Origin of the sequence: Paraburkholderia sp. Ac-20347 (assembly GCF_017104805.1) — a bacterium.
Classification (GTDB): Bacteria; Pseudomonadota; Gammaproteobacteria; order Burkholderiales; family Burkholderiaceae; genus Paraburkholderia; species Paraburkholderia tropica.
The window spans coordinates 38106-64389 of record NZ_JAAGPN010000018.1 but is presented as its reverse complement, the minus strand read 5'-3'; the positions used below and the strand labels follow the sequence as shown (position 1 = coordinate 64389).

The 26284-nt window shown below is 66.3% G+C and carries 21 protein-coding genes and 1 tRNA gene; 18 read left to right on the top strand and 4 right to left on the bottom strand.

The window, feature by feature from the left end:
• Positions 1-300: 300 nt before the first annotated feature.
• Positions 301-1296 (bottom strand): thioredoxin-disulfide reductase, encoded by a 996-nt coding sequence (gene trxB, locus G3N97_RS05795; RefSeq protein ID WP_065058159.1) that lies wholly within the window; start codon positions 1294-1296, stop codon positions 301-303.
• A 367-nt stretch (positions 1297-1663) separates the two neighbouring features.
• Here trxB and G3N97_RS05790 point away from each other — a divergent pair, with 367 nt between their 5' ends.
• Positions 1664-3979, top strand: coding sequence for a DNA translocase FtsK (locus tag G3N97_RS05790; RefSeq protein WP_074983980.1), 2316 nt, complete (start codon positions 1664-1666; stop codon positions 3977-3979).
• Positions 3980-4028: 49 nt separating this feature from the next.
• Complete coding sequence (gene lolA, locus G3N97_RS05785; RefSeq protein WP_205992344.1) at positions 4029-4739, top strand: outer membrane lipoprotein chaperone LolA; 711 nt, start codon at positions 4029-4031, stop codon at positions 4737-4739.
• Between the two features lie 93 nt (positions 4740-4832).
• Here lolA and G3N97_RS05780 read toward each other — a convergent pair whose 3' ends face one another.
• Positions 4833-5903 (bottom strand): MBL fold metallo-hydrolase, encoded by a 1071-nt coding sequence (locus G3N97_RS05780; protein WP_205992343.1) that lies wholly within the window; start codon positions 5901-5903, stop codon positions 4833-4835.
• A gap of 298 nt (positions 5904-6201) precedes the next feature.
• Here G3N97_RS05780 and G3N97_RS05775 point away from each other — a divergent pair, with 298 nt between their 5' ends.
• The 10 genes from G3N97_RS05775 to bioB all read left to right on the top strand — a co-directional run bounded on the left by G3N97_RS05775 (position 6202) and on the right by bioB (position 17884).
• Positions 6202-6600: a MerR family DNA-binding transcriptional regulator gene (locus tag G3N97_RS05775; protein ID WP_205992342.1), complete on the top strand. Its 399-nt coding sequence runs from the start codon at positions 6202-6204 to the stop codon at positions 6598-6600.
• 51 nt (positions 6601-6651) lie between these two features.
• Positions 6652-8463 (top strand): bifunctional isocitrate dehydrogenase kinase/phosphatase, encoded by a 1812-nt coding sequence (aceK, locus tag G3N97_RS05770; protein ID WP_205992341.1) that lies wholly within the window; start codon positions 6652-6654, stop codon positions 8461-8463.
• A 45-nt stretch (positions 8464-8508) separates the two neighbouring features.
• On the top strand, positions 8509-9702 hold the full coding sequence (locus G3N97_RS05765) for an acetyl-CoA C-acetyltransferase (protein WP_205992340.1): 1194 nt from the start codon (positions 8509-8511) through the stop codon (positions 9700-9702).
• 97 nt (positions 9703-9799) lie between these two features.
• A complete protein-coding gene (locus G3N97_RS05760; protein WP_205992339.1) occupies positions 9800-10477 on the top strand; it encodes an SDR family oxidoreductase in 678 nt (225 codons plus the stop codon).
• A 147-nt stretch (positions 10478-10624) separates the two neighbouring features.
• The gene (locus G3N97_RS05755) at positions 10625-11077 is read left to right on the top strand and encodes a YchJ family protein (RefSeq protein WP_205992338.1); all 453 of its coding nucleotides are present in this window, start codon (positions 10625-10627) and stop codon (positions 11075-11077) included.
• A 562-nt stretch (positions 11078-11639) separates the two neighbouring features.
• Positions 11640-13031 (top strand): prolyl oligopeptidase family serine peptidase, encoded by a 1392-nt coding sequence (locus G3N97_RS05750; RefSeq protein ID WP_205992337.1) that lies wholly within the window; start codon positions 11640-11642, stop codon positions 13029-13031.
• A 389-nt stretch (positions 13032-13420) separates the two neighbouring features.
• Entirely contained in the window at positions 13421-14788 is a 1368-nt protein-coding gene (gene bioA, locus G3N97_RS05745) for an adenosylmethionine--8-amino-7-oxononanoate transaminase (RefSeq protein ID WP_205992336.1), read from the top strand.
• A complete protein-coding gene (gene bioF, locus G3N97_RS05740) occupies positions 14788-15984 on the top strand; it encodes an 8-amino-7-oxononanoate synthase (protein ID WP_205992335.1) in 1197 nt (398 codons plus the stop codon). Before bioA ends, bioF begins: the two co-directional genes overlap by 1 nt.
• Positions 15981-16727 (top strand): dethiobiotin synthase, encoded by a 747-nt coding sequence (gene bioD, locus G3N97_RS05735; RefSeq protein ID WP_205992334.1) that lies wholly within the window; start codon positions 15981-15983, stop codon positions 16725-16727. Before bioF ends, bioD begins: the two co-directional genes overlap by 4 nt.
• A gap of 71 nt (positions 16728-16798) precedes the next feature.
• The gene (gene bioB / locus G3N97_RS05730) at positions 16799-17884 is read left to right on the top strand and encodes a biotin synthase BioB (protein ID WP_205992333.1); all 1086 of its coding nucleotides are present in this window, start codon (positions 16799-16801) and stop codon (positions 17882-17884) included.
• An 81-nt stretch (positions 17885-17965) separates the two neighbouring features.
• On the opposite strand, the gene cytX is transcribed toward bioB, so the two are convergent.
• The gene (gene cytX / locus G3N97_RS05725; RefSeq protein WP_205992332.1) at positions 17966-19285 is read right to left on the bottom strand and encodes a putative hydroxymethylpyrimidine transporter CytX; all 1320 of its coding nucleotides are present in this window, start codon (positions 19283-19285) and stop codon (positions 17966-17968) included.
• A gap of 348 nt (positions 19286-19633) precedes the next feature.
• Here cytX and G3N97_RS05720 point away from each other — a divergent pair, with 348 nt between their 5' ends.
• From G3N97_RS05720 to G3N97_RS05710, 3 genes are all read left to right on the top strand, one after another.
• A complete protein-coding gene (locus G3N97_RS05720; protein ID WP_205992331.1) occupies positions 19634-20965 on the top strand; it encodes a replication-associated recombination protein A in 1332 nt (443 codons plus the stop codon).
• A gap of 111 nt (positions 20966-21076) precedes the next feature.
• A complete protein-coding gene (gene serS, locus G3N97_RS05715; protein WP_205992330.1) occupies positions 21077-22369 on the top strand; it encodes a serine--tRNA ligase in 1293 nt (430 codons plus the stop codon).
• Between the two features lie 132 nt (positions 22370-22501).
• Positions 22502-22592, top strand: a tRNA-Ser gene (locus G3N97_RS05710).
• 91 nt (positions 22593-22683) lie between these two features.
• Here G3N97_RS05710 and G3N97_RS05705 read toward each other — a convergent pair.
• The gene (locus G3N97_RS05705) at positions 22684-23472 is read right to left on the bottom strand and encodes a hypothetical protein (protein WP_205992329.1); all 789 of its coding nucleotides are present in this window, start codon (positions 23470-23472) and stop codon (positions 22684-22686) included.
• A 186-nt stretch (positions 23473-23658) separates the two neighbouring features.
• Here G3N97_RS05705 and map point away from each other — a divergent pair, with 186 nt between their 5' ends.
• The 3 genes from map to minC all read left to right on the top strand — a co-directional run bounded on the left by map (position 23659) and on the right by minC (position 26262).
• Complete coding sequence (gene map / locus G3N97_RS05700) at positions 23659-24444, top strand: type I methionyl aminopeptidase (RefSeq protein ID WP_205992328.1); 786 nt, start codon at positions 23659-23661, stop codon at positions 24442-24444.
• 154 nt (positions 24445-24598) lie between these two features.
• The gene (locus G3N97_RS05695; protein WP_110327967.1) at positions 24599-25135 is read left to right on the top strand and encodes a GNAT family N-acetyltransferase; all 537 of its coding nucleotides are present in this window, start codon (positions 24599-24601) and stop codon (positions 25133-25135) included.
• 275 nt (positions 25136-25410) lie between these two features.
• Entirely contained in the window at positions 25411-26262 is an 852-nt protein-coding gene (gene minC / locus G3N97_RS05690) for a septum site-determining protein MinC (protein WP_205992327.1), read from the top strand.
• The last annotated feature ends 22 nt before the right edge of the window (positions 26263-26284 follow it).

Sequence of the window (26284 nt, the reverse complement as noted above, 5' to 3'; positions counted from 1 at the left end):
CCTTGCCGGCGTCGGACGCGGCGTCGGTCGCGACCGGCGCGGGCGCGGCGGCGGGACGGGGAGTGGCGGGGCGCTTGGGCTCGCCCGGATGGGGCACGTTCTTGGGCATGGCGAAAGGCGCTCGATGGCAACGATAAAGCGACGGACGCACGACCGAATCGGCGCGCGCCGGGCGCCCACGCGGAGCGCCAGAAAAACGGGACAAAAAACAAGGGCCGCCGGCTGACTGGCCGCGGCCCTCGTTGGGTGCGCCGTCGGGCTGACGGGCACTATTTTAGCGGCATGACGCCGCTGGAGAACTTAGCGGTCGGCTTCGGCGCTCATCACGTGCGGCTGGGCGATCTCGTTGATCGTCTCGAGATAGCGCTGCGCGTCGAGCGCGGCCATGCAGCCCGTGCCCGCGCTGGTGATGGCCTGGCGGTAGACGTGATCCTGCACGTCGCCGGCCGCGAACACGCCGGCCACGCTCGTGCCGGTGGCGTTGCCGTTCAGGCCGCCGTTCGTGATGATGTAGCCGTTCTTCATCTCGAGCTGACCTTCGAAGATGTCGGTGTTCGGCTTGTGGCCGATCGCCACGAACACGCCTTGCAGGTCGAGGTCGGTGGTTTCGCCGGTCTTCACGTTCTTGATGCGCAGACCGTTCACGCCGCCTTCGTTGCCCTTCACTTCGTCGAGCACGGTGTCCCACTTGATGTCGACGACGCCTTCCTTTTCCTTCTCCAGCAGACGGTCGATCAGGATCGGCTCGGCGCGGAACTTGTCGCGGCGGTGGATCACGGTGACCTTCTTCGCGATGCCCGAGAGGTACAGCGCTTCTTCGACGGCCGTGTTGCCGCCGCCGATCACGGCGACGTGCTGGTTACGGTAGAAGAAGCCGTCGCAGGTCGCGCAGGCGGAGACGCCGCGGCCCATGAACAGTTCTTCGCTCGGCAGGCCGAGGTATTGCGCCGATGCGCCGGTCGCGATGATCAGCGAGTCGCAGGTGTACTCGCCCGAATCGCCGATCAGGCGGATGGGCTTTTCGTCGAGCTTGGCCGTGTGGATGTGATCGAACACGATTTCCGTGTTGAAGCGCTCGGCGTGCTCCAGGAAGCGCTGCATCAGCTCGGGGCCTTGCACGCCGTTCGGGTCCGCGGGCCAGTTTTCGACGTCGGTCGTGGTCATGAGCTGGCCGCCCTGGGCGAGGCCGGTGACGAGCAGCGGCGAGAGGTTCGCGCGCGCGGCGTAGACGGCTGCCGTGTAGCCGGCGGGGCCGGAACCGAGAATCAGGACTTTGGCGTGTTTGGTTGCGGACATGATCGAATTCCGTTGGTGGCGCTGCGTGGCGCGTGTTGCGGTGCGTCGCGCTGCTGCCGGATTTGCGGTCGGCCGCCCGGTGTTGCGGCGGGGCTTACGCAGGTAAGTTGGGCATCAGCCCGCAATTATAAAGGTCGGGGCCGATCGCCGCTTCATGAAGCTTTCTGATCGCCGCGATAGCCTTGGGGCCAGGTGAGGCGGCTGGCCGGTGGGTCGCCGTTGTCAGTTACCCTCATTTACAGCGTCGCGCCGCCGGGGCTCAAACATCGCGTTTACAATAGGCCGGATCGGACGACGGCGTCCGCGCGCCGTCCGGCCCTGCTGGCGGCGTCCGGCACGCCAAAGCATCGAGAATCACCAGGATTCAATGGCCAAAGCACCCTTTACCGCGCAGGCGCAGGCATTGCCGCATCGCATGTCGCGCCTTTTCACCGAAATCCGCTGGATCCTGCAGGTCGCGCTCGGCGTGTTCCTGCTGATGGCGCTCATCAGCTACAGCCGCCACGATCCGAGCTGGACCCACGCCGCCCAGGTCGACCACATCTCGAACTGGGCGGGGCGCGTCGGCGCGCGCACCTCGGACATCCTGCTGCTGCTGTTCGGCCTGTCCGCCTACTGGTGGCTGGTGCTGCTCGGGCGGCTGATTTCGGCGAACTACCGCCGCATCACGCGCCACGAAACCCTGCGCGACGATGACGACGAGAAACCGCGCGACATCAGCTGGGTCGCCGAAGGCTTCGCGTTCGTGCTCGTCATGCTGTCGAGCTGCGGCATCGAGGCGCTGCGCATGTGGTCGCTCAAGGTGCAATTGCCGCAGACGCCCGGCGGCGTCGTGGGCGGCGCGGTCGCGCGCGCGGTCTCGAACGCGCTCGGATTCACCGGCGGCACGCTCGCCATGCTGATCGCGCTGGCCATCGGTCTGTCACTGTATTTCCGTTTCTCGTGGCTTTCGGTGGCCGAGAAAGTCGGCGAAGCGCTGATCAACGCCGTCACGCTCGCCAAGCTGCGCCGCGAGGAGCGCAGCGACCGCAAGCTCGGCGAGGCCGCCGCGGTCAAGCGCGAAGGCAAGGTCGAGCGCGGCCGCGTCAAGATCGAGGAGCACGAGCCGGTCACGATCGTGCCGCCCGTGGTCACGCCGCAGCGCTCGGAGCGCGTGGAGAAGGAGCGCCAGGTGCCGCTCTTCACCGATCTGCCGGGCGACTCCACGCTGCCGCCGATCTCGCTGCTCGACGCCGCGCCCGCCACCCAGGAAACCATCTCCGACGACACGCTCGAATTCACCTCGCGCCTGATCGAGAAGAAGCTCAAGGACTTCGGCGTGGACGTGGCCGTGGTGGCCGCCTATCCGGGCCCGGTCGTCACGCGTTACGAGATCGAGCCCGCCACGGGCGTGAAGGGCAGCCAGATCGTCAATCTGGCGAAGGATCTCGCGCGTTCGCTCTCGCTCGTGTCGATCCGCGTGGTCGAAACGATTCCGGGCAAGAACTGCATGGCGCTCGAACTGCCGAACTCGCGCCGCCAGACCGTGCGCCTGTCGGAAATTCTCGGTTCGGCGGTCTACGCGGACGCACCGTCGGCGCTCACCATGGGCCTCGGCAAGGACATCGGCGGCAAGCCGGTGTGCGCCGATCTCGGCAAGATGCCGCACTTGCTGGTGGCCGGCACGACCGGCTCGGGCAAGTCGGTCGGCATCAACGCGATGATCCTCTCGCTGCTCTACAAGGCGAGCGCGGAACAGGTGCGCATGATCCTGATCGATCCGAAGATGCTCGAAATGAGCGTCTACGAGGGCATTCCGCATCTGCTCTGTCCGGTCGTGACCGACATGCGCCAGGCCGGCAACGCGCTGAACTGGACCGTCGCCGAGATGGAGCGCCGCTACAAGCTCATGAGCAAGCTGGGCGTGCGCAATCTCGCGGGCTACAACAACAAGATCGAAGAGGCGAACAAGCGCGAGGAAAAGATTCCGAACCCGTTCAGCCTCACGCCGGACGACCCGGAACCGTGCCAGAAGCTGCCGCACATCGTCGTGGTGATCGACGAACTCGCAGACCTGATGATGGTGGTCGGCAAGAAGGTCGAGGAACTGATCGCGCGGATCGCGCAGAAGGCGCGCGCGGCCGGCATCCACCTGATTCTCGCCACGCAGCGTCCTTCGGTGGACGTGATCACCGGGCTGATCAAGGCGAACGTGCCCACGCGGATGGCGTTCCAGGTGTCGTCGAAGATCGACTCGCGCACGATTCTCGACCAGATGGGCGCGGAGTCGCTGCTCGGCATGGGCGACATGCTCTATCTGCCGCCGGGCTCGGGCCTGCCGGTGCGCGTGCACGGCGCGTTCGTCGCCGACGACGAGGTGCATCGCGTCGTCGACAAGCTCAAGGAGCAGGGCGAGCCGAACTATATCGAGGGCATCCTCGAAGGCGGTGTGGCGGGCGAGGGCGACGAGGGTTCGGCGTCCGCTTCGGGCACCGGCGACGAGTCCGATCCGCTCTACGATCAGGCCGTCGAGGTGGTCATCAAGAACAAGCGTGCGTCGATCTCGCTCGTGCAGCGTCATCTGCGCATCGGCTATAACCGGGCAGCGCGGCTGCTCGAACAGATGGAGCAGTCGGGACTCGTTTCGTCGATGTCGTCGAGCGGCAATCGCGAGATTCTCGCGCCCACGCGCGACGCCGACTAAAGGCCGACCGGTCTTCCACGCTATCCATTTCGCTACTGGAGAACGATAGATGCAGTTTTTCGCAGGACAACCGACTCGTTTGACACTCGCGCGCGCCGGCCGCGCACTCGCCGTCGCGCTGGGCGCGTCGCTCGCGATGGCCTCGCACGCCTACGCGGGCGGCACCGACCAGCTCAAGCAATTCGTCGCGCAGGTTCACGCCGCGCGCGGCAACTTCGTGCAGCGCGAACTGAAGGTGCCGTCGAACGCCAAGAGCACGAGCGACGCCGTCGCCACGGCCACGCTCAACGCCAAGACTTCGAGCGGCACGTTCGTGTTCTCGCGTCCCGGCAAGTTCATCTGGAATTACGAAAAGCCGTATCAGCAGCAACTGCAATCGGACGGCGACAACCTCTACGTCTACGACAAGGACCTGAACCAGGTCACCGAGCGCAAGCTCGGCGGCGCGCTCGGCGCGAGCCCGGCGGCCATCCTGTTCGGCAGCAACGATCTCGACAAGAACTTCACGCTTTCCGACGCGGGCGTGAAGAACGGCATCGACTGGCTGGAGCTGATTCCGAAGTCGAAGGACACGCAGTTCAAGAGCGTGGGCATTGGCTTTCGCGACGGCAATCTCGAAGCGATGGAACTGCACGACGTGTTCGGCAACGTGACGCTGCTCACGTTCTCCAACATCGAAAAGAACCCGTCGCTGCCGGCGTCGACGTTCAAGTTCGTGCGTCCGAAGGGCGCCGACCTGATCACGGGCGGCGGCAACTGAGTTTCATTGCGCGGCCAGCCGCGCAGGAAAGAAAAAGGGCGGCTCGCATGAGCCGCCCTTTTTCATTTGCGTTCGCTGAGATTCACACCGCGATCAGACCGAAAAGCGGATCACGCCGTCCTCGTCCGTCCTGCGCGTGAGCTTGCCCGCGAGCCACAGCAGATGCAGGTGCGCGAGCGCCTCGCCCATCGCGAACGTCATCTGGTGGATGTCGAGCGCGCGCTTGAACATCAGCGGGACGATGTCGGCGGCGCTTTGCGGCGCGCTCGCGCAGGCCTCCATCACTTCGGCCAGACGCGCGTCGTGATGCTCGCGCAGTTGCACGATGCGCGTGCGCACGCCGCGGAACGGCTTGCCGTGCGAGGGCAGCACGAGCGTGTCGTCGGCCATCGTTTCGTAACGGCCCAGCGATTCGAGGTAGAGACCGAGCGGATTGCCCTCCGGCTCCATATCGAACACGGACACATTCGTGGAAATGCGCGGCAGCACCATGTCGCCGGAAATCAGCACGCCGATCTCTTCGCACAGCAGCGCGCAATGCTCGGGCGAATGGCCAAAGCCCGTCACGACGCGCCAGTCGCGCTCGCCGATCGACACGGTGTCGGCTTCGCGCAGACGGCGGTATTGCGCCGGCAGCGCCGGCACGAGGTTCGCGTAATAGCTGCGGCGGTTGCGCAACTGGTCGAGCGCCGCTTCGTCCTTCACGCCGTGACGCGCGAAATGGCGCGCCGCGCCTTCGCCGCCCGCGTTCGAGCCGTTGCCCGAGGCCAGCACGCACGCGCTCATGTATTCGCCGAGCGTGGTCCACAGGCGCACGTCCCAGCGCGCCTTGTCGCCGCCCGCGCAGATCCAGTGCGCAAGGCCGATATGGTCCGGATGGCAGTGCGTGACGATCACGCGCAGCACCGGCAGGCCGTCGAGCTGACTCTCGAACACCTGCTCCCAGTGCGCCTTGATGGTGTCGTTGGTGATGCCGCAATCGACCACGGTCCAGCCTTGCTGGCCGTCGATCTCATCGCGCAGCAGCCAGAGATTGATGTGATCGAGCGCGAACGGCAGCGGCATGCGCAGCCACTTCACGCCGGGCGCGACCTCGAAGGCGTGGCCCGGTTCGGGCAGCGTGTCCTTGAAGGGGTAAGCGAGCTGGTGTTCGAGCGCATTCATGGGGGTCTCAACTCCTGTCTTTTATGTGTGCGAGTCGGCGCGGTGCGGCGTCGAGCGAGCGCCGTCCGTCCCACATTGTCGCCGCAATGCGGCATTTGTGCAGGGATTCCGGGAGAGTGTTCCGATACGCGGAACAATGTCGATTCCCGGTCCGGTCGCGGATCGGTCGTGAGCGGTTCGCGCAGTCGCCGCAAGGTTGCGAAACCTGCAAGTTGACGATAACGTAAACGTCGATTCTAACGACGAACACGCCGCCTTGCCGAAGCACCCGGCCGGCGGCCAGAGGCGCCCACCAGTCATGACCCATTACACGATTACCGAACTCGCCCGCGAATTCGACGTGACGCCGCGCGCGATCCGTTTCTACGAGGACCAGGGCCTGCTGTCGCCCAGCCGCGAAGGCGCGAGCGGGCTCAAGCGTGTGTTTTCCGGGCGCGACCGCACGCGCCTGAAGCTGACCTTGCGCGGCAAGCGCCTCGGCTTCACGCTCAACGAAATCCGCGCGCTGCTCGATCTCTACGAGTCGCCGACCGACACGCTCCCGCAGCTTCAGGCCTTTCTCGACACGGTGGTGCGCCATCGCGAGATCCTCGAACGCCAGCGCGCCGACCTCGACGCCACGCTCGAAGATCTCGCCCAGTACGAGGCGCAGGCGCGCGTGCTGCTCGAAAAGAACGTCGCGGCGGCGAACCGGTAAGCCGCGCCGGCCGAGCGTCGACCGCATCGTCTGCCCCGAACCGAGCGCGCCATGCGACATTTTCCCAAGCTGCTTTCGTCGCAGATCGGTTACGACGTCGCGCAGACCCTGCTCGACGGTTTCGATCGGCACTACCGCAACTTCTGCGCAGCGGCGGCGCGGGCGCGCGCGTGTTTCGAGGCGCGCGACTGGCAGGGTTTGCAGCAGCTCGCACGCGAGCGCATCGCGTCCTACGACGAGCGCGTGCGCGAATGCGTGGTGACGATCGAGGACGAATACGACGCCGAACATATCGACGACGATGTCTGGGAGCAGATCAAGCTGCACTACATCGGCCTGCTCACGGCGCACCGGCAGCCCGAATGCGCCGAGACGTTCTTCAACTCGGTGTGCTGCAAGATCCTGCATCGTTCGTACTTCAACAACGCGTTCATCTTCGTGCGCCCGGCGATTTCGACCGAGTACATCGAGAACGACGAGCCCGCCGCCAAGCCCACGTATCGCGCGTATTACCCGCTGAAAGACGGCCTCGCCGCCACGCTTGAGCGCATCGTCACGAATTTTCAGCTCGACACGCCGTTCGAGGATCTGCGCCGCGACGTCGAATGCACGATGCGCGCGATGCGCGAAACGTTCGGCGACGTCGAGCCGAAAGCGAACTTCCAGATTCACGTGCTGGCCTCGCTGTTTTTCCGCAATCAGGCCGCGTATATCGTCGGGCGCATCATCAACGGCGACGCGCTCGTGCCGTTCGTCGTGCCGATCCGTCATGTCGACGACGGTCGGCTCGCGCTCGACACCGCGCTCCTGCGCACCGACGACGTGCTCATCATGATGAGCTTCGCGCACTCGTATTTTCTCGTCGACATGGAAGTGCCGTCGGCCTATGTGGAGTTTCTGCGCAGCATCATGCCGCGCAAGGCGAAGGGCGAGATCTACACGTCGCTGGGCCTGCAAAAGCAGGGCAAAAATCTCTTTTATCGCGATCTGCTGCAACACTTGCGGCATTCGAGCGACCGCTTCATCGCCGCGCCCGGCATCCGCGGCATGGTGATGATCGTGTTCACGCTGCCCTCGTATCCGTACGTGTTCAAGGTCATCAAGGACAGCTTTCCCGCGCCGAAGGAAACCACGCGCGAGCAGGTCGAGGCGAAGTACCAGCTCGTGAAGCGTCACGACCGGCTCGGGCGGCTCGCCGATACGCTCGAATATTCGAGCGTCGCGCTGCCGCTCGCGCGTCTGGACGAAGCGTTGCTGCGCGAACTCGAAACGCTCGCGCCGTCGATGATCGAGTACGAGGGCGACCAGCTCGTCATTCGCCATCTGTATATCGAGCGGCGCATGGTGCCGCTGAATCTCTGGCTGCAGAACGGCAGCGACGCGGACGTGGAGCACGGCATCCGCGAATACGGCAACGCGGTGAAGGACCTGATCCGCGCGAATATCTTTCCGGGCGACATGCTCTACAAGAATTTCGGCGTGACGCGTCACGGCCGCGTGGTGTTCTACGACTACGACGAGATCGAATACCTCACCGACTGCAACGTGAAGGCGGTACCGCCGCCGCGTCATGAGGAAGACGAACTATCGGACGAGCCGTGGTATCCGGTCGGACCGCGCGATATTTTTCCGGAGACGTATCGCACGTTCCTGCTCGGCGACCCGCGCGTGCGGCGCTATTTCCTCGAGCATCACGCCGATTTTTTCGAGCCCGCGCTGTGGCAGGACAGCAAGTCGCGCCTGCTCGCGGGCGAGGTGCCCGATTGCCTGCCGTACGACGCGAGCGCGCGGTTTCGCGCGCGCTATCCGCAACTGTTCGAACGCGCATCCGGCAGCGGCGACGCCGCCGCGTGCGCGGCCTGATTGCGCTTGATCAGCGCATCGAGACATCAAACCGAGGAGACAGACATGAGTGAGACGCAACAGGACCCGATCGTGATCGTGGCGGCCGCGCGCACGCCGATGGCCGGATTTCAGGGCGATTTCGCCTCGCTCACGGCGCCGCAACTGGGCGCGGCGGCGATTGCGGCCGCGCTCGCACGCGCGGGCCTCAAGCCTGAGCAGATCGACGAAGTGGTGATGGGCTGCGTGCTGCCCGCGGGGCAGGGCCAGGCGCCGGCGCGCCAGGCGTCGCTCGGCGCGGGGTTGCCGCTCGCGGCCGGCGCGACCACCGTCAACAAGATGTGCGGCTCGGGCATGCGCGCGGCGATGTTCGCGCACGACATGCTGCTGGCGGGTTCCGCCGACGTGATCGTTGCGGGCGGCATGGAGAGCATGAGCAACGCGCCGTATCTGCTGCCGAAGGCGCGCGCGGGCATGCGCATGGGCCACGGCCAGGTGCTTGACCATATGTTCCTCGACGGTCTCGAAGACGCCTACGACAAAGGCCGCCTGATGGGCACCTTCGCCGAGGAATGCGCGGGCGAGCACGGCTTCTCGCGCGAAAGCCAGGATGCGTTCGCGATCGAGTCGCTCAGGCGCGCGAAACGCGCCAACGAGGACGGCGCGTTCGCGTGGGAAATCGCGCCGGTGAAGGTGACCACGCGCGCGGGCGAGACGCTCGTCGAGCGCGACGAGCAGCCGTTCAAGGCCAATCCCGACAAGATCCCCACGCTCAAGCCCGCGTTCAGCAAGACCGGTACCGTCACGGCGGCGAATTCCTCGTCGATTTCGGATGGCGCGGCCGCGCTCGTGATGATGCGCGCGTCGACGGCGAAGCGCCTCGGCGTCACGCCGCTCGCGCGCGTCACCGGCCATACGACCTTTGCGCAGGAACCGTCGAAGTTCACCACGGCGCCCGTCGGCGCAATCGCGAAGCTCTTCGAGAAGACCGGCTGGAAGGCCGCCGACGTCGATCTCTACGAGATCAACGAAGCCTTCGCCGTGGTCACGATGGCCGCGATGAAGGCGCACGATCTGCCGCACGACAAGGTCAACGTGAACGGCGGCGCGTGCGCGCTGGGCCACCCGATCGGTGCGTCGGGCGCGCGCATTCTCGTGACGCTGATCGGTGCGTTGCGCGCGCGCGGCAAGACGCGCGGCGTCGCGAGCCTGTGCATCGGCGGGGGCGAAGCCACGGCAATGGGCGTCGAACTCCTGTAGGCTGACGCCAGAACGCGCGCCGCAGGGAGGCGGCGCGCGGCATCACCCGCACGCGGCGCTTCAGCAAAGGCCGCGGCACACAAGAGAAGGTGGCGAGATGAAAACAGCGTTGATCGTGGGTGCGTCGCGAGGTCTGGGTCTCGAATTCGCGCGTCAATATGCCAAGGCCGGCTGGCGCGTGCTGGCCACGGCGCGTTCCGAAACCGCGCTTGCGGACTTGCGCGCGCTCGGTGCGCAGACGTATCCGGTCGATATCGCGAAGCCCGAGGACATTGCCGCGCTCGGCTGGAAGCTCGATGGCGAACGGATCGACGTGGCGCTGATCGTCTCCGGCGTCTACGGTCCGCGCACCGAAGGCGTGGAAGCGATCACCGCCGAAGATTTCGAATACGTGATGAACACCAACGTGCGCGGGCCGATGCAACTGATCCCGATCCTGCTGCCGCTCGTCGACGCGGCGCACGGCGTGCTCGGCGTGCTGTCGAGCCGCATGGGCAGCATCGCGCAGACGACCGGCACGACGGGCTGGCTCTATCGCGCGAGCAAGGCGGCGCTCAACGACGTCCTGAAGATCACCTCGCTGCAGACGCGCCGCGCCACCTGCGTCGCGCTGCATCCGGGCTGGGTGCGAACGGACATGGGCGGCGCGCAGGCGGCCATCGACGCCTCCGCGAGCGTAGCCGGCATGCGCGAAGTGGTGGCCGAAGCGGCCGCCGCGCGCGATGTATTCAACGGACGCTTCTTCCAGTACGACGGCACCGAACTCGACTGGTAAGCGCGGGCGAGCGCCGGTACGTGCCAGCGAATGCTGGTGAGCGGCGCGCTGTTCAGGTAAAAATGCGAAAGGCCGCTTTGCCCGCGCGAAGCGGCCTTTTGTTTGGGTGCGTTTTTTGTTTTCGTTTTCGTCCACGGATGTTTCCCGATGACCGCTGATTCCCCGCGCGCCGCGCGTCCGCTCGACTGTCCTTGCGGCGGCGCCGCGCCGAACCTCAAGGCGGGCGCGAAGCCGCCGCGCTACGCGGCCTGCTGCGGCCGCTTCATCGACGGCGGCGAGTCGCCCGCCACGGCGCTCGAACTGATGCGCTCGCGCTACACGGCCTACGTGCTCGGCGACACCGCGTGGCTGCGCGCGAGCTGGGACCCGGCGACCTGTCCCGCCGATCTCGACGTCGACGCCGATGCGCCCGACGCGCCGCGCTGGCTTGGCCTGGCGATCAAACGTCACGAGCCCGTCGACGAGACGCACGCGCGCGTCGAATTCGTCGCGCGCTACAAGAGCGGCGGACGCGGCCATCGTCTGCATGAACTGAGCCGCTTCACGCGCGGCGAGGACGGCCGCTGGCGCTACGTCGACGGCGACGTCTCCGATGCGTGAATTCCGCTGACCGGCGCTGACAGCCCGCGCATCCGCCGACAAGCAAGGACGGCGCCATAGCACCCGAAATATCGCGTTTGCAAACAGGCACTTACGTAAAAACGACGCAATTGTTGGCGCCGCGCGACGCGAAATTTCCTGAAATTTTTTTATTCCATCGCGCCGCAAACCGGCCGAAATTCCCGCAGCCGCCGCGCAGCAAGGCTTGCGCGCCGCTGGCATGCCTTATGCCGGGTTACTACTGAATTGCACAACAATTATTTGTCGTGCGAGGATGCAATCACGGTGTTCGTCCGCCACGTAAGCGAATGTTGAAAAAGCACTTTTTCGACGCTTCGCCGTGGCATCCCGGGCGAACGCTGGCGGCGGGTCTGGTCGACAACAGAACGGTGCCGCACAGGTTTTCCGATCGGTTTCTTCCCCGCGACGGGTCACGAACGCGCTTAAGGCTCCGGCCACGCGCAGCGGTGTCCTGTTGTGTCCTGCGAAAGCGGACAGGTCGCGGGTGAGTCGCTCGGGTAGTCAGATTGACAGCGGGAATTTTCGCGGGCAGGTGCAGCAGATGGCGTTCAGGAAGCTTCTTACCGGATGGGCAGTGACCGGCACGGCGTGCGTGCTGTCGGTCGCGCTGTCGAACGCTTACGCCGCCTCGCTGGCCGATACGACATCGGCGCTCTCCGCTTCGCCCTCATCCTCGTCCAAGAGCGCCCAGCACGCCAATGCGGGCGGCCCGCTCGGCAACGCCAAAGTGGCGCGCCTCGCGCTCGACGACGCGTATCTCCCCGTCGTCCACGCCGACATGAACGCGCAGATCATCCAGATCCCCGTCGTCGACGAGCCCGGCGTGACGCTCGAAACCACTGTGTATCGTCCGGAAGGTCCCGGTCCGTTCCCGATGGTGGTGTTCAATCACGGCAAGATTCAAGGCGATCCGCGTCTGCAGGCGCGCAGCGATCCGATGTCGTTCGCGCGCGAATTCGTGCGTCGCGGCTACGTGGTCGTCGCGCCGAACCGCCGCGGTTTCGCCGGTTCGGGCGGCACCTACGAACAGGACGGCTGCGACGTCGCGAGCAACGGCATGGGCCAGGCATCGGACGTCGCCACGGCGGTCGATTACATGTCGAAGCAGCCTTTCGTCGACGCGAGCCATATCGTGGTCGCGGGCACCTCGCACGGCGGCCTCGCCACCATGGCTTACGGCACCGAAGCCGCGAAGGGCGTGCGCGCGCTCATCAACTTCTCGGGCGGTCTGCGCCAGGACGCGTGCACCGGCTGGCAGAGCAACCTGACCCAGGCGTTCGGCGACTACGGCGGCAAGGCACGCGTGGCCTCGCTCTGGCTCTACGGCGACAACGACTCCGTGTGGTCGCCCGATCTCGTCACGAAGATGTTCGCGGCCTTCCGCACGGCGCAGGCGAGCGAGAACGGCAGCGTGGCGAGCGCGAAGCTGATCGATTTCGGCGCGTACAAGAACGACGCGCACCGCCTCGTGGGCGACCGCGACGGCGTGCAGGTCTGGTGGCCGAAGGTCGAATCCTTCCTCGCCGAGCAGGGCATGCCCACGTCGGTGCAGTATCGCGTGGCCACGGCGGCCGCGCCGCAGGCGACCGGCTATGCGTCGATCGACGCGGTGGGCGCGGTGCCGTTCCTCGACCAGGCCGGCCGCGATGGCTATCGCAACTTCCTCAAGCAGTATCCGAGCCGCGCGTTCGCGGTCTCCGACTCGGGCGCGTGGTCGTGGGCCGAAGGCGGCGACAATCCGATGGCCGTCGCCGTCGCGAACTGCCAGCAGCACAGCAGCGATCCGTGCCGCCTCTACGCGGTCAACGGCAACGTGGTGTGGGCGAACGACACCGCCGCCACGGCGCAGAACGACAGCGGCGACGCGCATGCCGTCGCAGCCAACGCCACGGACAACGCCGCCGAGTCGTCGCACTCGCTCGCGAGCCGCTGAGTCCTGCACTTAAGGCTCAATTAGCCCGCGCGGGCAACTCCCAAGTTTGCAGTGTGTTCCGGATCGGGCGGCCCGCGAGGCCGCCCGTTTTTTTCCGGCGCTGGCGGACCTCAATGCCGCTGCTTTCGATGTCGCCCTAAAAAATACCGCTCACGCGCGAGTGCGGCGCACGACTGCGCTCGCGCGCGCCCGGATTTTTTTGCATAAGCGCGCATGACTTTGCCGTCGTCATCTACGGTCTTTTTCGGGCTTTTAAAACGATCCCGCCGCAGATGTCGCGAACCGCGCCGAACCCCACTCGAAGCCTTGCCTGGCGGGGTTTTGAGGGGTAGTGCATTGCGCGGGCGAACGCGCTAATCTCGGTCCCGCTGTCGTACCTGGAGCCGTACTTGAATTCCGCAACCCCATTCCATCAAGGCACTGCCAACGATGCGTGGATCGCGCGCAGCCTGCGCGCCGTCTGGCATCCGTGCACCCAGATGAAGCACCACGAGCGCCTGCCGCTCGTCGCCGTTTCGCGTGGCGAAGGCCCGTGGCTCTACGACCACGAAGGCCGCCGCTACCTCGACGCCATCAGTTCGTGGTGGGTCAATCTGTTCGGCCACGCCAATCCGGACATCAACGCCGCGCTCAAGGCGCAGCTGGATACGCTCGAACATGTGATGCTCGCGGGCTGCACGCACGAACCGGCGGTCGAACTCGCCGAGCGCCTGAGCGCGCTCACGGGCGGCGCGCTCGGCCATGCGTTCTTCGCCTCGGATGGCGCGTCGGCGGTCGAGATCGCGTTGAAGATGAGCTTCCACGCGTGGCGCAACCGGGGCGCGATCGACAAGCGCGAATTCGTCTGCCTCGCCAACAGCTATCACGGCGAGACGATCGGCGCGCTCGGCGTGACCGATGTGAAACTCTTCAGGGATGCTTACGACCCGCTGCTGACGCACGCGCACGTAGTGGCGTCGCCGGACGCGCGCACGGCCCGCGAAGGCGAGAGCGCCGCCGATGTCGCGCGCCGCGCGCTCGCCGACGTCGAGCGCCTGTTCGCCGAACGCGAAGGCCGCATTGCCGCGCTGATCGTCGAGCCGCTCGTGCAGTGCGCCGCCGGCATGGCGATGCACGATCCGCTCTATCTGCAAGGCCTGCGCGCGCTCTGCGACCGCTTCGACGTGCACCTGATCGCCGACGAAATCGCCGTCGGGTGCGGGCGCACCGGCACGTTCTTCGCGTGCGAGCAGGCGGGCATCTGGCCCGATCTGCTGACGCTCTCGAAGGGCATCAGCGGCGGTTATCTGCCGCTTTCGATCGTGCTGTCGCGCGACGAGATCTACGCCGCTTTCTACGACGACGACACCACGCGCGGCTTCCTGCATTCGCATTCGTACACGGGCAATCCGCTCGCGTGCCGCGCCGCGCTCGCGACGCTCGATCTGTTCGAGCGCGACAACGTGCCCGCCACGAACGCGCAAAAATCGCAGCAACTGCGCGACGCGTTCGCGCCGCTCGAAGCGCATCCGCTCGTGCGCGATATGCGCCAGTGCGGCACGATTCTCGCGTTCGACGTGAAGCTCGACGATCCCGCGCGCGCCCGCACGTTCTCGCGCCGCTTCTTCGAGCACGCGTTGCAGCGCGAACTGCTGCTGCGCCCGATCGGCACGACGATCTACGTGATGCCGCCGTACATTCTCGACGCGCAGACGCAGGCGCATCTCGCCGAACGCACGCGCGAAACGTTCGACGCGACCGTCGTGGAGGATCTCTAATGCCGCTTCTCGACACGCTCGAACAGGGCCTGCGCGAACTCGACGCGCGCGGCCTGCGCCGCCGCCGCCGCACCATCGACACGCCGTGCGACGCGCACATGACGGTCGACGGCCGCGAAACCATCGGCTTCGCGAGCAACGACTATCTGGGTCTCGCCGCGCATCCGCAACTCGTCGCCGCGCTGGCCGAAGGCGCGCAGCGCTACGGCGCGGGCAGCGGCGGCTCGCATCTGCTCGGCGGCCACTCGCGCGCGCACGCGCAGCTCGAAGACGATCTCGCCGCGTTCGTGGGCGGTTTCGTCGACGCGCCGCGCGCGCTGTACTTCAGCACCGGCTACATGGCGAATCTCGGCGTGCTGACCGCGCTCGCGGGCCGCGGCACGACGATCTTTTCCGACGCGCTCAATCACGCCTCGCTGATCGACGGCGCACGCCTGTCGCGCGCCGAGATCCAGATCTATCCGCACAACGACACCGACGCGCTGAGCGCGATGCTCGACGCCTCCGACGCGAACGTGAAGCTGATCGTGAGCGACACCGTGTTCAGCATGGACGGCGACGTCGCGCCGCTCGCGCGTCTGGTCGACCTCGCGGAACGGCACGACGCCTGGCTCGTGGTCGACGACGCGCACGGTTTCGGCGTGCTCGGGCCGCAAGGCCGCGGCGCGATCGCCGAAGCCGCGCTGCGCTCGCCGCAGCTCGTGATGGTCGGCACGCTCGGCAAGGCCGCGGGCGTGTCGGGCGCGTTCGTCTGCGCGCACGCCACCGTGATCGAATGGCTCGTGCAGCGCGCGCGTCCGTATATCTTCACGACGGCGTCGTCGCCGTCGGTGGCGCATGCGGTGTCCGCGAGCCTGCGCATCATCGGCGGGGAAGAGGGCGATGCGCGCCGCGCGCATCTGAATCATCTGATCGGGCGCACGCGCGCGATGCTCAAGCAGACCTGCTGGCTGCCCGTCGATTCGATGACGGCCGTGCAGCCGCTCGTGATCGGCGCGAACGACGCGACGCTCTCGCTGCAGGCGGAACTCGAGCGCGACGGCCTCTGGGTGCCCGCGATCCGTCCGCCGACCGTGCCCGAGGGCACCTCGCGTCTGCGCATTTCGTTGTCCGCCGCGCATGCGGACGCCGACCTCGATCGTTTGAACACCGCGCTGCAGCAAGCGAGCCGCGCGGCCCTGGAGCACAACGCATGAACGCCTCGACCGTTTCGCTTTTCGTCACCGGCACCGACACGGAAATCGGCAAGACCTTCGTCAGCGCCGCGATCCTGCGCGGTCTCACGCACGCGGGCCTGCGCGCCACGGCGCTCAAGCCGATCGCGGCGGGCGCGTATGAGCGCGACGGCGTCTGGCACAACGAAGACGCCGATCAGCTCGACGCCGCCGCGAGCGTGCTGCTGCCGCCGGAAATCCGCACGCCGTTCCTGCTCAAGGAACCGGCCGCGCCGCACATTGCCGCCGCGCTCGAAGGCGTGACGCTCGACATGGCGCGCATCGTCGACAGCCATCGCGAGGCGTGCACGCGCGCCGACGCCGTCGTGGTCGAAGGCGTGGGCGGCTTTCGCGTGCCGCTCACCGACGAGCAGGACACCGCCGATCTCGCGGTCGCGCTGGATCTGCCGGTCGTGCTCGTGGTCGGCATGCGGCTCGGCTGCATCAGCCACGCGCTGCTGACCGCCGAGGCCGTGGCCGCGCGCGGGCTCAAGCTCGCGGGCTGGGTCGCCAACCGCATCGACCCGAACATGACGTTCCCCGAAGAAAACATCGACGCATTGCGCACGCGACTCGCCGCCCAGTTCGGCGCGCCGCTGCTGGGCGTCGTGCCGCACATGCGCGGCGCGAGCGCCGACGATGCCGCCGCACACCTGAACATCGACACGCTGCTCGCACGGCTCGCCGCGCTGGCGCCGCAACCTGCGCCAATGCGCGCGCAATGAGCGCGCAATAAGCACGCAATAAGCGCGTGTCCCGCTACAACAGTCAAAACGTCACCAAGGACGCCGACATCATGACGCAAACCCACATCGACATCACTTCGCTCAAGGCCACCGCGCCGAGCGCCCACGCCGCCGCCGAAGCCGCCGCGCGCTGGAAGGTCGCCGACATCGCCGCGCTCTACGAGCTGCCCTTCAACGACCTGATGTTCCGCGCGCAGCAAGTGCACCGGGAACATTTCGACGCGAACGCCGTGCAGCTTTCCACGCTGCTGTCGATCAAGACCGGCGGCTGCGAGGAAGATTGCGCGTACTGCCCGCAGTCGTCGCACTACGAAACCGAACTCGAAGCCGGCAAGCTGATGGCCGTCGACGCCGTGCTCGACGCCGCACGCGTGGCCAAGTCGAACGGCGCGACGCGCTTCTGCATGGGCGCGGCGTGGCGCAATCCGAAGGACCGCCATCTCGAGCCGATCAAGGACATGATCCGCGGCGTGAAGGCGATGGGCCTCGAAACCTGCGTGACGCTCGGCATGCTCGAAGATCACCAGGCGAAGGCGCTCGCCGACGCGGGCCTCGACTACTACAACCACAACCTCGACACCTCGCCGGAGTACTACGGCAAGATCATCTCGACGCGCACCTACGAGGACCGTCTGGAGACGCTCGAACGCGTGCGCGACGCGGGCATCAATGTGTGTTGCGGCGGCATCGTCGGCATGGGCGAATCGCGTCGCGAACGCGCGGGCCTGATCGCGCAGCTCGCGAACATGGAGCCGTATCCGGAGTCGGTGCCGATCAACAATCTGGTGCAGGTGACGGGCACGCCGCTCGAAGGCACCGAGCCGATCGATCCGTTCGAATTCGTGCGCACGATCGCAATCGCGCGCATCACCATGCCGACGGCGATGGTGCGTCTCTCGGCGGGCCGCGAGCAGATGGACGACGCGCTCCAGGCGTTGTGCTTCATGGCCGGCGCGAACTCGATCTTCTACGGCGATCAACTGCTGACGACGAGCAATCCGCAGGCGGAAGCCGACCGCAAGCTGCTGTCGCGTCTGGGCATCACGGCGCAGGCCGCGCAACATCTGCCGACCGACGATCATGGTCACGCGCATGGTCACGATCACTCGCACGGCGGCTGCGGCCACTGCGAATAAGCCGCTTTTCAAGGGCTGAAAACAAAAACGCCACGCTGCGAAGCGTGGCGTTTTTTTATGGCGCGAGCGTCGGGCCGGGCGTTATGCGTAGGCCGCGCGTCGGCGTCCCGCGAGCACGAGATAGCACAGCGCGCCCACGACGAGCGCGGGCAACGTCGCGCCCAGGTTCGGCAGCCATTGATTGAGCGCGTGATACGCGCCGATGCCGAGCGCCCACGCGATGAACGCGCTGACGTGCCAGCCGCCCGAATAGCCGTACGTGCCGCTCAGATCGGCGAGCGCATTGGCGTCGATGCGGCGGCGGCGCACGATGAAGTGATCGGCGAGCACCACGCCGAACAGCGGCGCGAACACCGAACCGATGAACAGCAGGAAGTTCTCGTACTTCGCCATCGGCACCACGAGGCCGATCAGCGTGCAGATCGCGCCGAACGCCGCCGACAGCCAGGGCACGCTGCCGCGCGTCCAGAACGTGCCGGTCGAGACGGCCGCCGAGTGGATGTCGGCGAAAGCGTTGTCGATTTCGTCGATCAGCACCAGCAGCAGCGCGAAACCGCCGCCCGCCTGCGCGAGCGCCGTGGTCAGCAGCGCGTCGCCGCCGCCCGCCGCGAGGCCGTAGATCGCGCCGAGCGCGTAGAACCACAGGTTCGCGATGCCATAGCCGAACAGCGTGCCACGGAAGGTTTCGCCCGCCTTGCGGCCGAAACGCGTGTAGTCGGCGATCAGCGGCAGCCACGAAAGCGGCATCGCCACCACGAGGTCGATGGCGCTGCCGAACGGCATGTCGCCCGTGCCGGGACGCTGCATCAGCGCATGGATGTCGTGGCGCGCGAGCAGGCTCCACGTGAGCCACGCCGCGCCCGCGAGCAGCAGCCAGATACCCCACGTGCGCAGGAAGCGGCGCACGAACGAGAGCGGGCCGCTGATCGCGAGCAGCGTCGCCAGCAAGCCGAAGATCACTGTCCAGACGAGCGGCATCGAGAGGCCGAAGGCCTGTTTGGCGAGCGCTTCGGCGGAATCGCGCATCACGATGATCTCGAACGAGCCCCAGCCCACGAGTTGCACCATGTTGATGACGGCCGGAATCGACGCGCCGCGAATGCCGAGCGTCGGACGCAGCGAGGACATCGCCGCGAGGCCGGTGTCGGTGCCGATCACGCCCGCGAGCGCGAGCAGCACGACGCCGATCACGCTGCCGATGCCGATGGCGAGCAGGGCGTGCGGCAGCGAAAGGCCGGGCACGAGCAGGGCGCCCGCCTGCGCGACCAGCAGGCCGATGCCGAGCGAGAACCACAGCGCGAAGGCGTCGCCGGTGCGGAACTGGCGGCGCGCGTCGGGCACGGGCACGTTGGGCGCGTAGGTCGAGCCGGCGTCGGCGCCGGCTTGCGGGTCTTGAGTCATGGGAAAGCGTGTCCTCTGTGTCGTATGTCTGATGTTTTGCTGGCCGGCGGGCGGCGCGCGCTGGCCTCTCAACGCGCGGCGCGGCTGTCCGGCTGACGCGTCGTGCGCGTGGTGTGTCTCGCCTGTGTCTCTCGTGTGTTTCGTCTGGCGCTTTGTCCGGCCCGGTTTCACGGCGACCGCCGTCGGCCCGGCCGTGCCTCGCGCGCCGGCGCTGGCTGTCATAATGCAGGGCTGGCGCGGCGGCGCGGTTTGAGGGCGCGAACAGCGCCCAGGCCGTGCAGCACGCATTGCAAGCTCAATTGCAACCTCGCCGCAGCGTCACTTAGCCGACATTATCGCGAAAACGTCATGTTTGAAGAAACCCGTGCCAACGTCCCCCTCGCCGAACGACTGCGTCCGCGCACCATCGACGAGGTCATCGGCCAGAAGCATCTGCTCGGACCGAACAAGCCGCTGCGCGTGGCGTTCGAGTCGGGCGAAGCGCATTCGATGATCCTCTGGGGGCCGCCGGGCGTCGGCAAGACCACGCTCGCGCGCCTCATGGCCGACGCGTTCCACGCCGAATTCATCGCGCTCTCGGCCGTGCTCTCGGGCGTGAAGGATATCCGCGAGGCCGTCGAGCAGGCGCAACTGCACCGCGCGCACGGTCATCAGACGCTGGTGTTCGTCGACGAGGTCCATCGCTTCAACAAGAGCCAGCAGGACGCTTTCCTGCCGCACGTGGAGTCGGGCCTGTTCGTGTTCGTCGGCGCGACCACGGAGAATCCGTCGTTCGAGGTGAACAGCGCATTGCTTTCGCGCGCGGCCGTCTACGTGCTCAAGAGCCTCGACGAGGAAGAGCAGGGCGAGCTGCTCGCGCGCGCCGCCACCGAGCTGGGCGGGCTGACCTTCACGGACGAAGCGAAAGCCGCGCTGATCGGTTCCGCCGACGGCGACGGCCGCAAGCTGCTCAACAATCTGGAAATCGTCGCGCGCGCGGCGGCCCAGCAGAAGAAGGGCGAAATCGACGGCGAACTGCTCGGCAGCGCGCTCGCCGAGAACCTGCGCCGCTTCGACAAGGGCGGCGACGCGTTCTACGACCAGATCAGCGCGCTGCACAAGTCGGTGCGCGGCAGCAATCCGGACGGCGCGCTCTACTGGTTCTGCCGCATGCTCGACGGCGGCGCCGATCCGCGTTATCTGGCGCGCCGCATCGTGCGCATGGCGTGGGAGGACATCGGTCTCGCCGATCCGCGTGCCGCGCGCATGACGCTCGACGCCGCCGAAACCTACGAGCGCCTCGGCTCGCCCGAGGGCGAACTCGCGCTCGCGCAGGCCGTCATCTATCTGGCGGTCGCGCCCAAGTCGAATGCGGGTTACAACGCGTACAACGAGGCGCGGCGCTTCGTCGGCAAGGATCAGTCGCGCGCGGTGCCCGTGCATCTGCGCAATGCGCCGACCAAGCTGATGAAGGAGCTCGGCTACGGCCACGAATACCGCTACGCGCACGACGAGCCCGACGCCTACGCGGCCGGCGAGACCTATCTGCCCGACGGCATGCGCGAGCCGCGCTGGTATCAGCCGACGCCGCGCGGGCTCGAAGGCAAGATCGGCGAAAAGCTCGCGCGCCTCGCCGACCTCGACGCGCAATGGCGCGAGGAGCATCGCGACGAAATCCGCGAGCGCAAACGCAAGGGCTGAGGCCCGCGCCGAAACACCGGCGCGAGCCCCGGCGCACCGCGCCGCGCGGATTGCCGCCGCCGGTGCGCTAAAATCGACACTTCACACAACGAAACTGCGTCTCACAATCCCATGCTCGACATCCAGCTGCTGCGCAAAGACCTCGACGGCGTCGCGAAGCGCCTCGCCGACCGCGGCTACACCCTCGACGTCGCGGCCTTTTCCGCACTCGAAGCGGAACGCCGTGCCATTCAGACCCGCACCGAAGAACTGCAGGCGCGCCGCAACAGCCTGTCGAAGCAGATCGGCGCGATGAAGGGCCGCGGCGAGGACACCTCGGCCGTGATGGCCGAAGTGGGCGGCATCGGCGACGAGATGAAGGCGTCGCAGGTCAAGCTCGACGAGATCCAGTCGAAGCTCTCGGATCTGCTGCTCGGCGTGCCGAACCTGCCGCACGAGAGCGTGCCCGTGGGCCGCGACGAAAGCGGCAACGTGGAAGTGCGCCGCTGGGGCGCGCCGCGTGCGTTCGACTTCGAGGTGAAGGATCACGTCGACGTCGGCACGCCGCTCGGTCTCGACTTCGAAACGGGCGCGAAGCTCTCGGGCGCGCGCTTCACGATGCTGCGCGGCCAGATCGCGCGTCTGCACCGCGCGCTCGCGCAGTTCATGATCGACACGCACACGACGCAGCACGGCTACACGGAAACGTACACGCCCTACATCGTCAATCCGGAAATCCTGTACGGCACGGGTCAGCTTCCGAAGTTCGCGGAAGACATGTTCCGCGTGGAAAAGGGCGGCGCGGAAAACACCGTCACGCAGTATCTGATTTCGACGTCGGAGATTTCGCTCACGAATACGGTGCGGGAGAGCATCGTCGAAGGCAGCGCGCTGCCGATCAAGCTGACGGCGCATTCGCCGTGCTTCCGCTCGGAAGCGGGTTCGTATGGGCGCGACACGCGCGGCATGATCCGTCAGCATCAGTTCGACAAGGTCGAAATGGTCCAGATCGTCGCGCCGGAAACGTCGTACGACGCGCTGGAACAGATGGTCGTCCACGCGGAAACCATCCTGCAGAAGCTTGGCTTGCCGTATCGCGTGATCACGCTGTGCACGGGCGACATGGGTTTCTCGGCGACCAAGACGTACGACCTCGAAGTCTGGCTGCCGGCGCAGAACACGTATCGCGAAATTTCGAGCTGCTCGAACACGGAAGCGTTCCAGGCGCGCCGCATGCAGGCGCGCTATCGCAACGCGCAGGGCAAGCCGGAGCTCGTGCACACGCTCAATGGTTCGGGTCTCGCGGTGGGCCGCACGCTGGTCGCGGTGCTGGAGAATTATCAGGAAGCCGACGGTTCGGTGACTGTGCCGGAAGCGCTGCGTCCGTACATGAACGGCGTCTCGCGTCTGTCGCTGGACGTTTGATCGGCGCGTGAATCCTGCGGTGCTCTCGAAATTTTTTTCGTAAAAGGGCTTGCAGGATTCAAATAATGTTCTATAATCTTCGCTTCTCTGGTCGCCGACCAAGACCTGAGAAGCAGTAAAAAGCAGTACCCCGGAGAGGTGGCAGAGTGGTCGAATGTACCTGACTCGAAATCAGGCGTACGGTTTCCCCGTACCGTGGGTTCGAATCCCACCCTCTCCGCCAAATTCTGAAAACCCCTGCATGCTTAACCGCTGCGGGGGTTTTTGCTTTGTGGCGCCGCTTTCGGCGCTAACGGTTCACGCTAACGGTTCAATCAATCTCGCCCACGCCGCTCCAGCGCGCGCAGATACGTGCCCGAGATGGCCGAAGCGCCGTGATGCACGATCTTTTCATCGACGAGCGCCCACACCGACAGTCCCACCTCCCGCACGCGCCGGCAGAACGACAGATCCTCGGACAGATACACGCCTTGCTCGCCGACCGTATCGAAGAACGCGTGAAAGCGGCCGTCGGGCAGATAGGGCGCGTATTGCGCGGGCGGCCGATAAAGCTGCGTGACTGGCGCGACGGCTTCGATCGCGTCGCGGCGCACGAGGAAAATACCCGTGCCGATGTGGTTCACCTCGCTCCAGCCGTTGTCGACCGAGACGTTACCGTGCGCGTCGGCGAGCATCGCGGTGTTGTAGTCCACCGTCTTTTCCTGCCACTCGGCCAGCGTCAGGCCCACGTCCGCCGCCGTGATGGTCGTGTTGCGCTCGAAGTGGCGATACGGACAGGCGATCCCGGCGACCGGCTTGTCGCCGGCCAGCAGGCGCGGAATGGCTTCGCGCGAGAAGTCCATATCGGTGTCGAGAAACAGGATGTGCGTGAATTCCGGGTGGCTCAGGAAATAGCTGGCGAAGAAATTGCGCGCGCGGATGATGTGCGACGAGGCCGTGTGGATGTACTGGAAGTCCACGCCGGTGGCCTTGAACGTCTCCATCAGGCGCGCGAGCGCCATCGCGAAGTCGAAGTGCACCGAGTTGTCGTAAGTGGGCAGGGCGATCAGCACGTTCAGGGGCGTGGCCGTTGCCGCCGTGCGGGTAGTGGTGGATGAATCCATGACCTGGCGTTCCGCTCATGTCGTTGTAAGATAATTCCCATTCTTGATGGCGGCTTGTGTGCGGACAATCGGACAGTTCCGAATGTCGGCCGGCCGGAGCGCGGCAGCGCCCCGGTACAATGCATGTTTGCTCCTTTGTATGCGTGGCGGATCGCTCAGGCGGCGCCGCGCTCACCTGAGTCTCAGATGGCTATCACCTACAAATCCGCGGACGACATCGCACGTCTGCGCATCTCGGGCCGACTCGCCGCCGACGTGCTCGCCATGATCGGCGAACACGTCAAGCCCGGCGTCTCCACCGACGACCTCGACGCGATCTGCAACGATTTCATCGTCAACACGCTCAAGGCCGTGCCGGCCAACGTCGGCTACCTCGGCTTTCCGAAGACGATCTGCGCGTCGGTCAATTCGGTCGTCTGCCACGGCATTCCGAGTCGCAACGAAGTCCTCAAGGACGGCGACATCATCAACATCGACGTGGCCGTGATCAAGGACGGCTATTTCGGGGACACGAGCCGCATGTACACGGTCGGCACCCCGAGCCCGGTCGGTCGCCAGCTGATCGACACCACCTACGAGGCGATGCTCGCGGGCATTCGCCAGGTGAAGCCGGGCGCGACGCTCGGCGACGTCGGTCACGCGATCCAGAAGCGCGCGCAGGCCGACGGCTTCTCGATCGTGCGCGAGTACTGCGGCCACGGCATCGGCAAGGTCTATCACGAGGAGCCGCAGGTGTTGCACTACGGTCAGCCGGGGCAGGGCCTGCGCCTGAAGCCGGGCATGGTCTTCACGATCGAGCCGATGGTGAACGCGGGCCGCGCCGGCACGACGGTGCAGCGCGATGGCTGGACCGTGGTCACCAAGGACCGCTCGCTCTCCGCGCAGTGGGAGCACATGGTCGCCGTCACCGACGACGGCTACGAACTGCTCACGCCCTGGCCGGACGGCACGGGCAACTACGAAGCGCCGTGATGGCGGGTGTGCGGCCGCTCGGCCGCTCTGTCAAGTGCGCGGTGAAGTTCCCCGCGGATTGCGCTCGGGGAACGTTTTCGTCAAATAAGGATTTGACTCTCTGGCCAGTTCGGTTAAAGCTACGCGTTAGTGCTTTATTGGGGTTTACGACTGCATGAGTCCGTCACTGACCGTTCGCCGTATCGTTGCCGATCAGGGTGCCGTGCTCCGCGAGCTTCGTACCGCTTCGCTGCGCGACGCACCTTATGCGTTCGGCGACTCGCTCGAAGATGCGCTGTCCGCCGACGCAGCCGTCTACGACGCGGCGGCCGCGCGCCATGCCGACTCGCATGCGGCCACCTCGTTCATCCTCTATACCGAGGGGCATCCGGCGGGGCTGATCGGCGCGAATTTCGAGAGTGCGCCCGCGCGGCGCGCGTTCGTGTTCGCGCTCTGGGTGGCGCCTGCCGTGCGTCATCTGCGTGGCGGGGAGTTGCTGTTGAACGCGGCGCTCGAATGGCTCGTGAGCGAAGGCGCGACGCAGGTCTATGCCTGGGTCACCGATTCGAACACCACCGCCATGCGCTTCTACGAGCGCCTCGGCTTCGGCCCCACGGGCGATCACGCGCGTAGCCAGCACTCGCCGGAGCAATGGGAAACGCTGCTCGTGCGCGACGTGTCCGATCTCGCCCAGCCAGCCCCGGCGCAATGAGGCCGCGCGCCGGCTGCGATTTTTTCGCCGTTTTTTTGCGGTTTTTTTAGCCGCGTCCCTGCTGTCTTTTCGTTTCCTGTTTCTGTCGTCGATGCCGTCGTGACGCGCCGGATGCCACCGCGCCCGCGTGTCGTGGCGTCGGCACGGCGTCCGTCATGACGTCGTTCGCGGCGTCGTTCTCGCCTCGACCCCTTGCCGCAGCATGCCAGGCCATTAAAAATGATGGCCGCGCGCGTCGACGCCTGTAAAATACGCAAAATTTTTCGCCGATCGCCATGTCGCCCAGGAAATCGCCATATTTTGAACTGAAGAGCGGTTCAGTCGATACGCTTCTGTTCGTGGTCAAAACGACTGAACTCGATGCGATGCGCGCCGAACTCACGCGGCGCTTCGAGGCGACCCCGGAATTCTTCGCCAACGATACCGTGGCCATCGACATCCGGCGTCTCGCCGATGGCGAGCAGGTCGCGCTCGGCGACATCGCACGCCTGCTCGAAAGCGTGCGCATGCGCCCCGTCGGCGTGGTCGCGCAGGCCGCCCAGCACGGTTGGGCCGCCGAAGCCGGACTGCCGTTCCTCGAAGCGCGCGACAAGCGCGGCGCCCACGCGAAGGGCGGCGCCGACGCCGACACCGGCGCGGAACACACCGCCGCGCCGCAGGCCGAAGCCGCCAATGCGCCGGCTTCAGCCGACAAAGGCGCCGCGCAGCCGGAACTCTTTCCCGCCACGACGGCCGCAGAAGAGCCCGCCACGGAAACGCTGGCCGAGACCCCGTCGCGCAACGCGCCCAAGGAACCCACGCTGGTGGTCGACCGTCCGCTGCGTTCGGGCCAGCGCGTCTACGCCAAGGGCGACCTCGTGGTGCTCGGCATGGTGTCGAACGGCGCCGAGGTGATCGCCGAGGGCAACATCCATATTTACGCGCCGTTGCGCGGCCGCGCACTTGCGGGCGTGCATGGCAATCACGACGCGCGCATTTTCTGCACGAGCCTCGAGGCGGAACTCATTTCGATCGCGGGCATCTACCGTACCACTGAAGTTCCACTCGCCGACGACGTGCGAGGCAAGCCGGCGCAAATCCGGCTCGACGAAGAAAAGCTGTTGATCGAACCGTTGAGGCTCACCTGAGTCGCCGCTCGCGCGCCCGCGC

What these genes read in the sequence shown, in the direction of transcription:
- bioD (WP_205992334.1), top strand. Translation starts at nt 15,981, where the DNA reads ATGAACGCCTCGACCGTTTCGCTTTTCGTCACCGGCACCGACACGGAA.
- aceK (WP_205992341.1), top strand. Translation starts at nt 6,652, where the DNA reads ATGCGACATTTTCCCAAGCTGCTTTCGTCGCAGATCGGTTACGACGTC.
- G3N97_RS05755 (WP_205992338.1), top strand. Translation starts at nt 10,625, where the DNA reads ATGACCGCTGATTCCCCGCGCGCCGCGCGTCCGCTCGACTGTCCTTGC.
- bioB (WP_205992333.1), top strand. Translation starts at nt 16,799, where the DNA reads ATGACGCAAACCCACATCGACATCACTTCGCTCAAGGCCACCGCGCCG.
- G3N97_RS05790 (WP_074983980.1), top strand. Translation starts at nt 1,664, where the DNA reads ATGGCCAAAGCACCCTTTACCGCGCAGGCGCAGGCATTGCCGCATCGC.
- G3N97_RS05705 (WP_205992329.1), bottom strand. Translation starts at nt 23,472, where the DNA reads ATGGATTCATCCACCACTACCCGCACGGCGGCAACGGCCACGCCCCTG.
- bioF (WP_205992335.1), top strand. Translation starts at nt 14,788, where the DNA reads ATGCCGCTTCTCGACACGCTCGAACAGGGCCTGCGCGAACTCGACGCG.
- G3N97_RS05695 (WP_110327967.1), top strand. Translation starts at nt 24,599, where the DNA reads ATGAGTCCGTCACTGACCGTTCGCCGTATCGTTGCCGATCAGGGTGCC.
- minC (WP_205992327.1), top strand. Translation starts at nt 25,411, where the DNA reads ATGTCGCCCAGGAAATCGCCATATTTTGAACTGAAGAGCGGTTCAGTC.
- lolA (WP_205992344.1), top strand. Translation starts at nt 4,029, where the DNA reads ATGCAGTTTTTCGCAGGACAACCGACTCGTTTGACACTCGCGCGCGCC.
- trxB (WP_065058159.1), bottom strand. Translation starts at nt 1,296, where the DNA reads ATGTCCGCAACCAAACACGCCAAAGTCCTGATTCTCGGTTCCGGCCCC.
- G3N97_RS05780 (WP_205992343.1), bottom strand. Translation starts at nt 5,903, where the DNA reads ATGAATGCGCTCGAACACCAGCTCGCTTACCCCTTCAAGGACACGCTG.
- serS (WP_205992330.1), top strand. Translation starts at nt 21,077, where the DNA reads ATGCTCGACATCCAGCTGCTGCGCAAAGACCTCGACGGCGTCGCGAAG.
- cytX (WP_205992332.1), bottom strand. Translation starts at nt 19,285, where the DNA reads ATGACTCAAGACCCGCAAGCCGGCGCCGACGCCGGCTCGACCTACGCG.
- G3N97_RS05720 (WP_205992331.1), top strand. Translation starts at nt 19,634, where the DNA reads ATGTTTGAAGAAACCCGTGCCAACGTCCCCCTCGCCGAACGACTGCGT.
- G3N97_RS05760 (WP_205992339.1), top strand. Translation starts at nt 9,800, where the DNA reads ATGAAAACAGCGTTGATCGTGGGTGCGTCGCGAGGTCTGGGTCTCGAA.
- G3N97_RS05765 (WP_205992340.1), top strand. Translation starts at nt 8,509, where the DNA reads ATGAGTGAGACGCAACAGGACCCGATCGTGATCGTGGCGGCCGCGCGC.
- G3N97_RS05775 (WP_205992342.1), top strand. Translation starts at nt 6,202, where the DNA reads ATGACCCATTACACGATTACCGAACTCGCCCGCGAATTCGACGTGACG.
- G3N97_RS05750 (WP_205992337.1), top strand. Translation starts at nt 11,640, where the DNA reads ATGGCGTTCAGGAAGCTTCTTACCGGATGGGCAGTGACCGGCACGGCG.
- map (WP_205992328.1), top strand. Translation starts at nt 23,659, where the DNA reads ATGGCTATCACCTACAAATCCGCGGACGACATCGCACGTCTGCGCATC.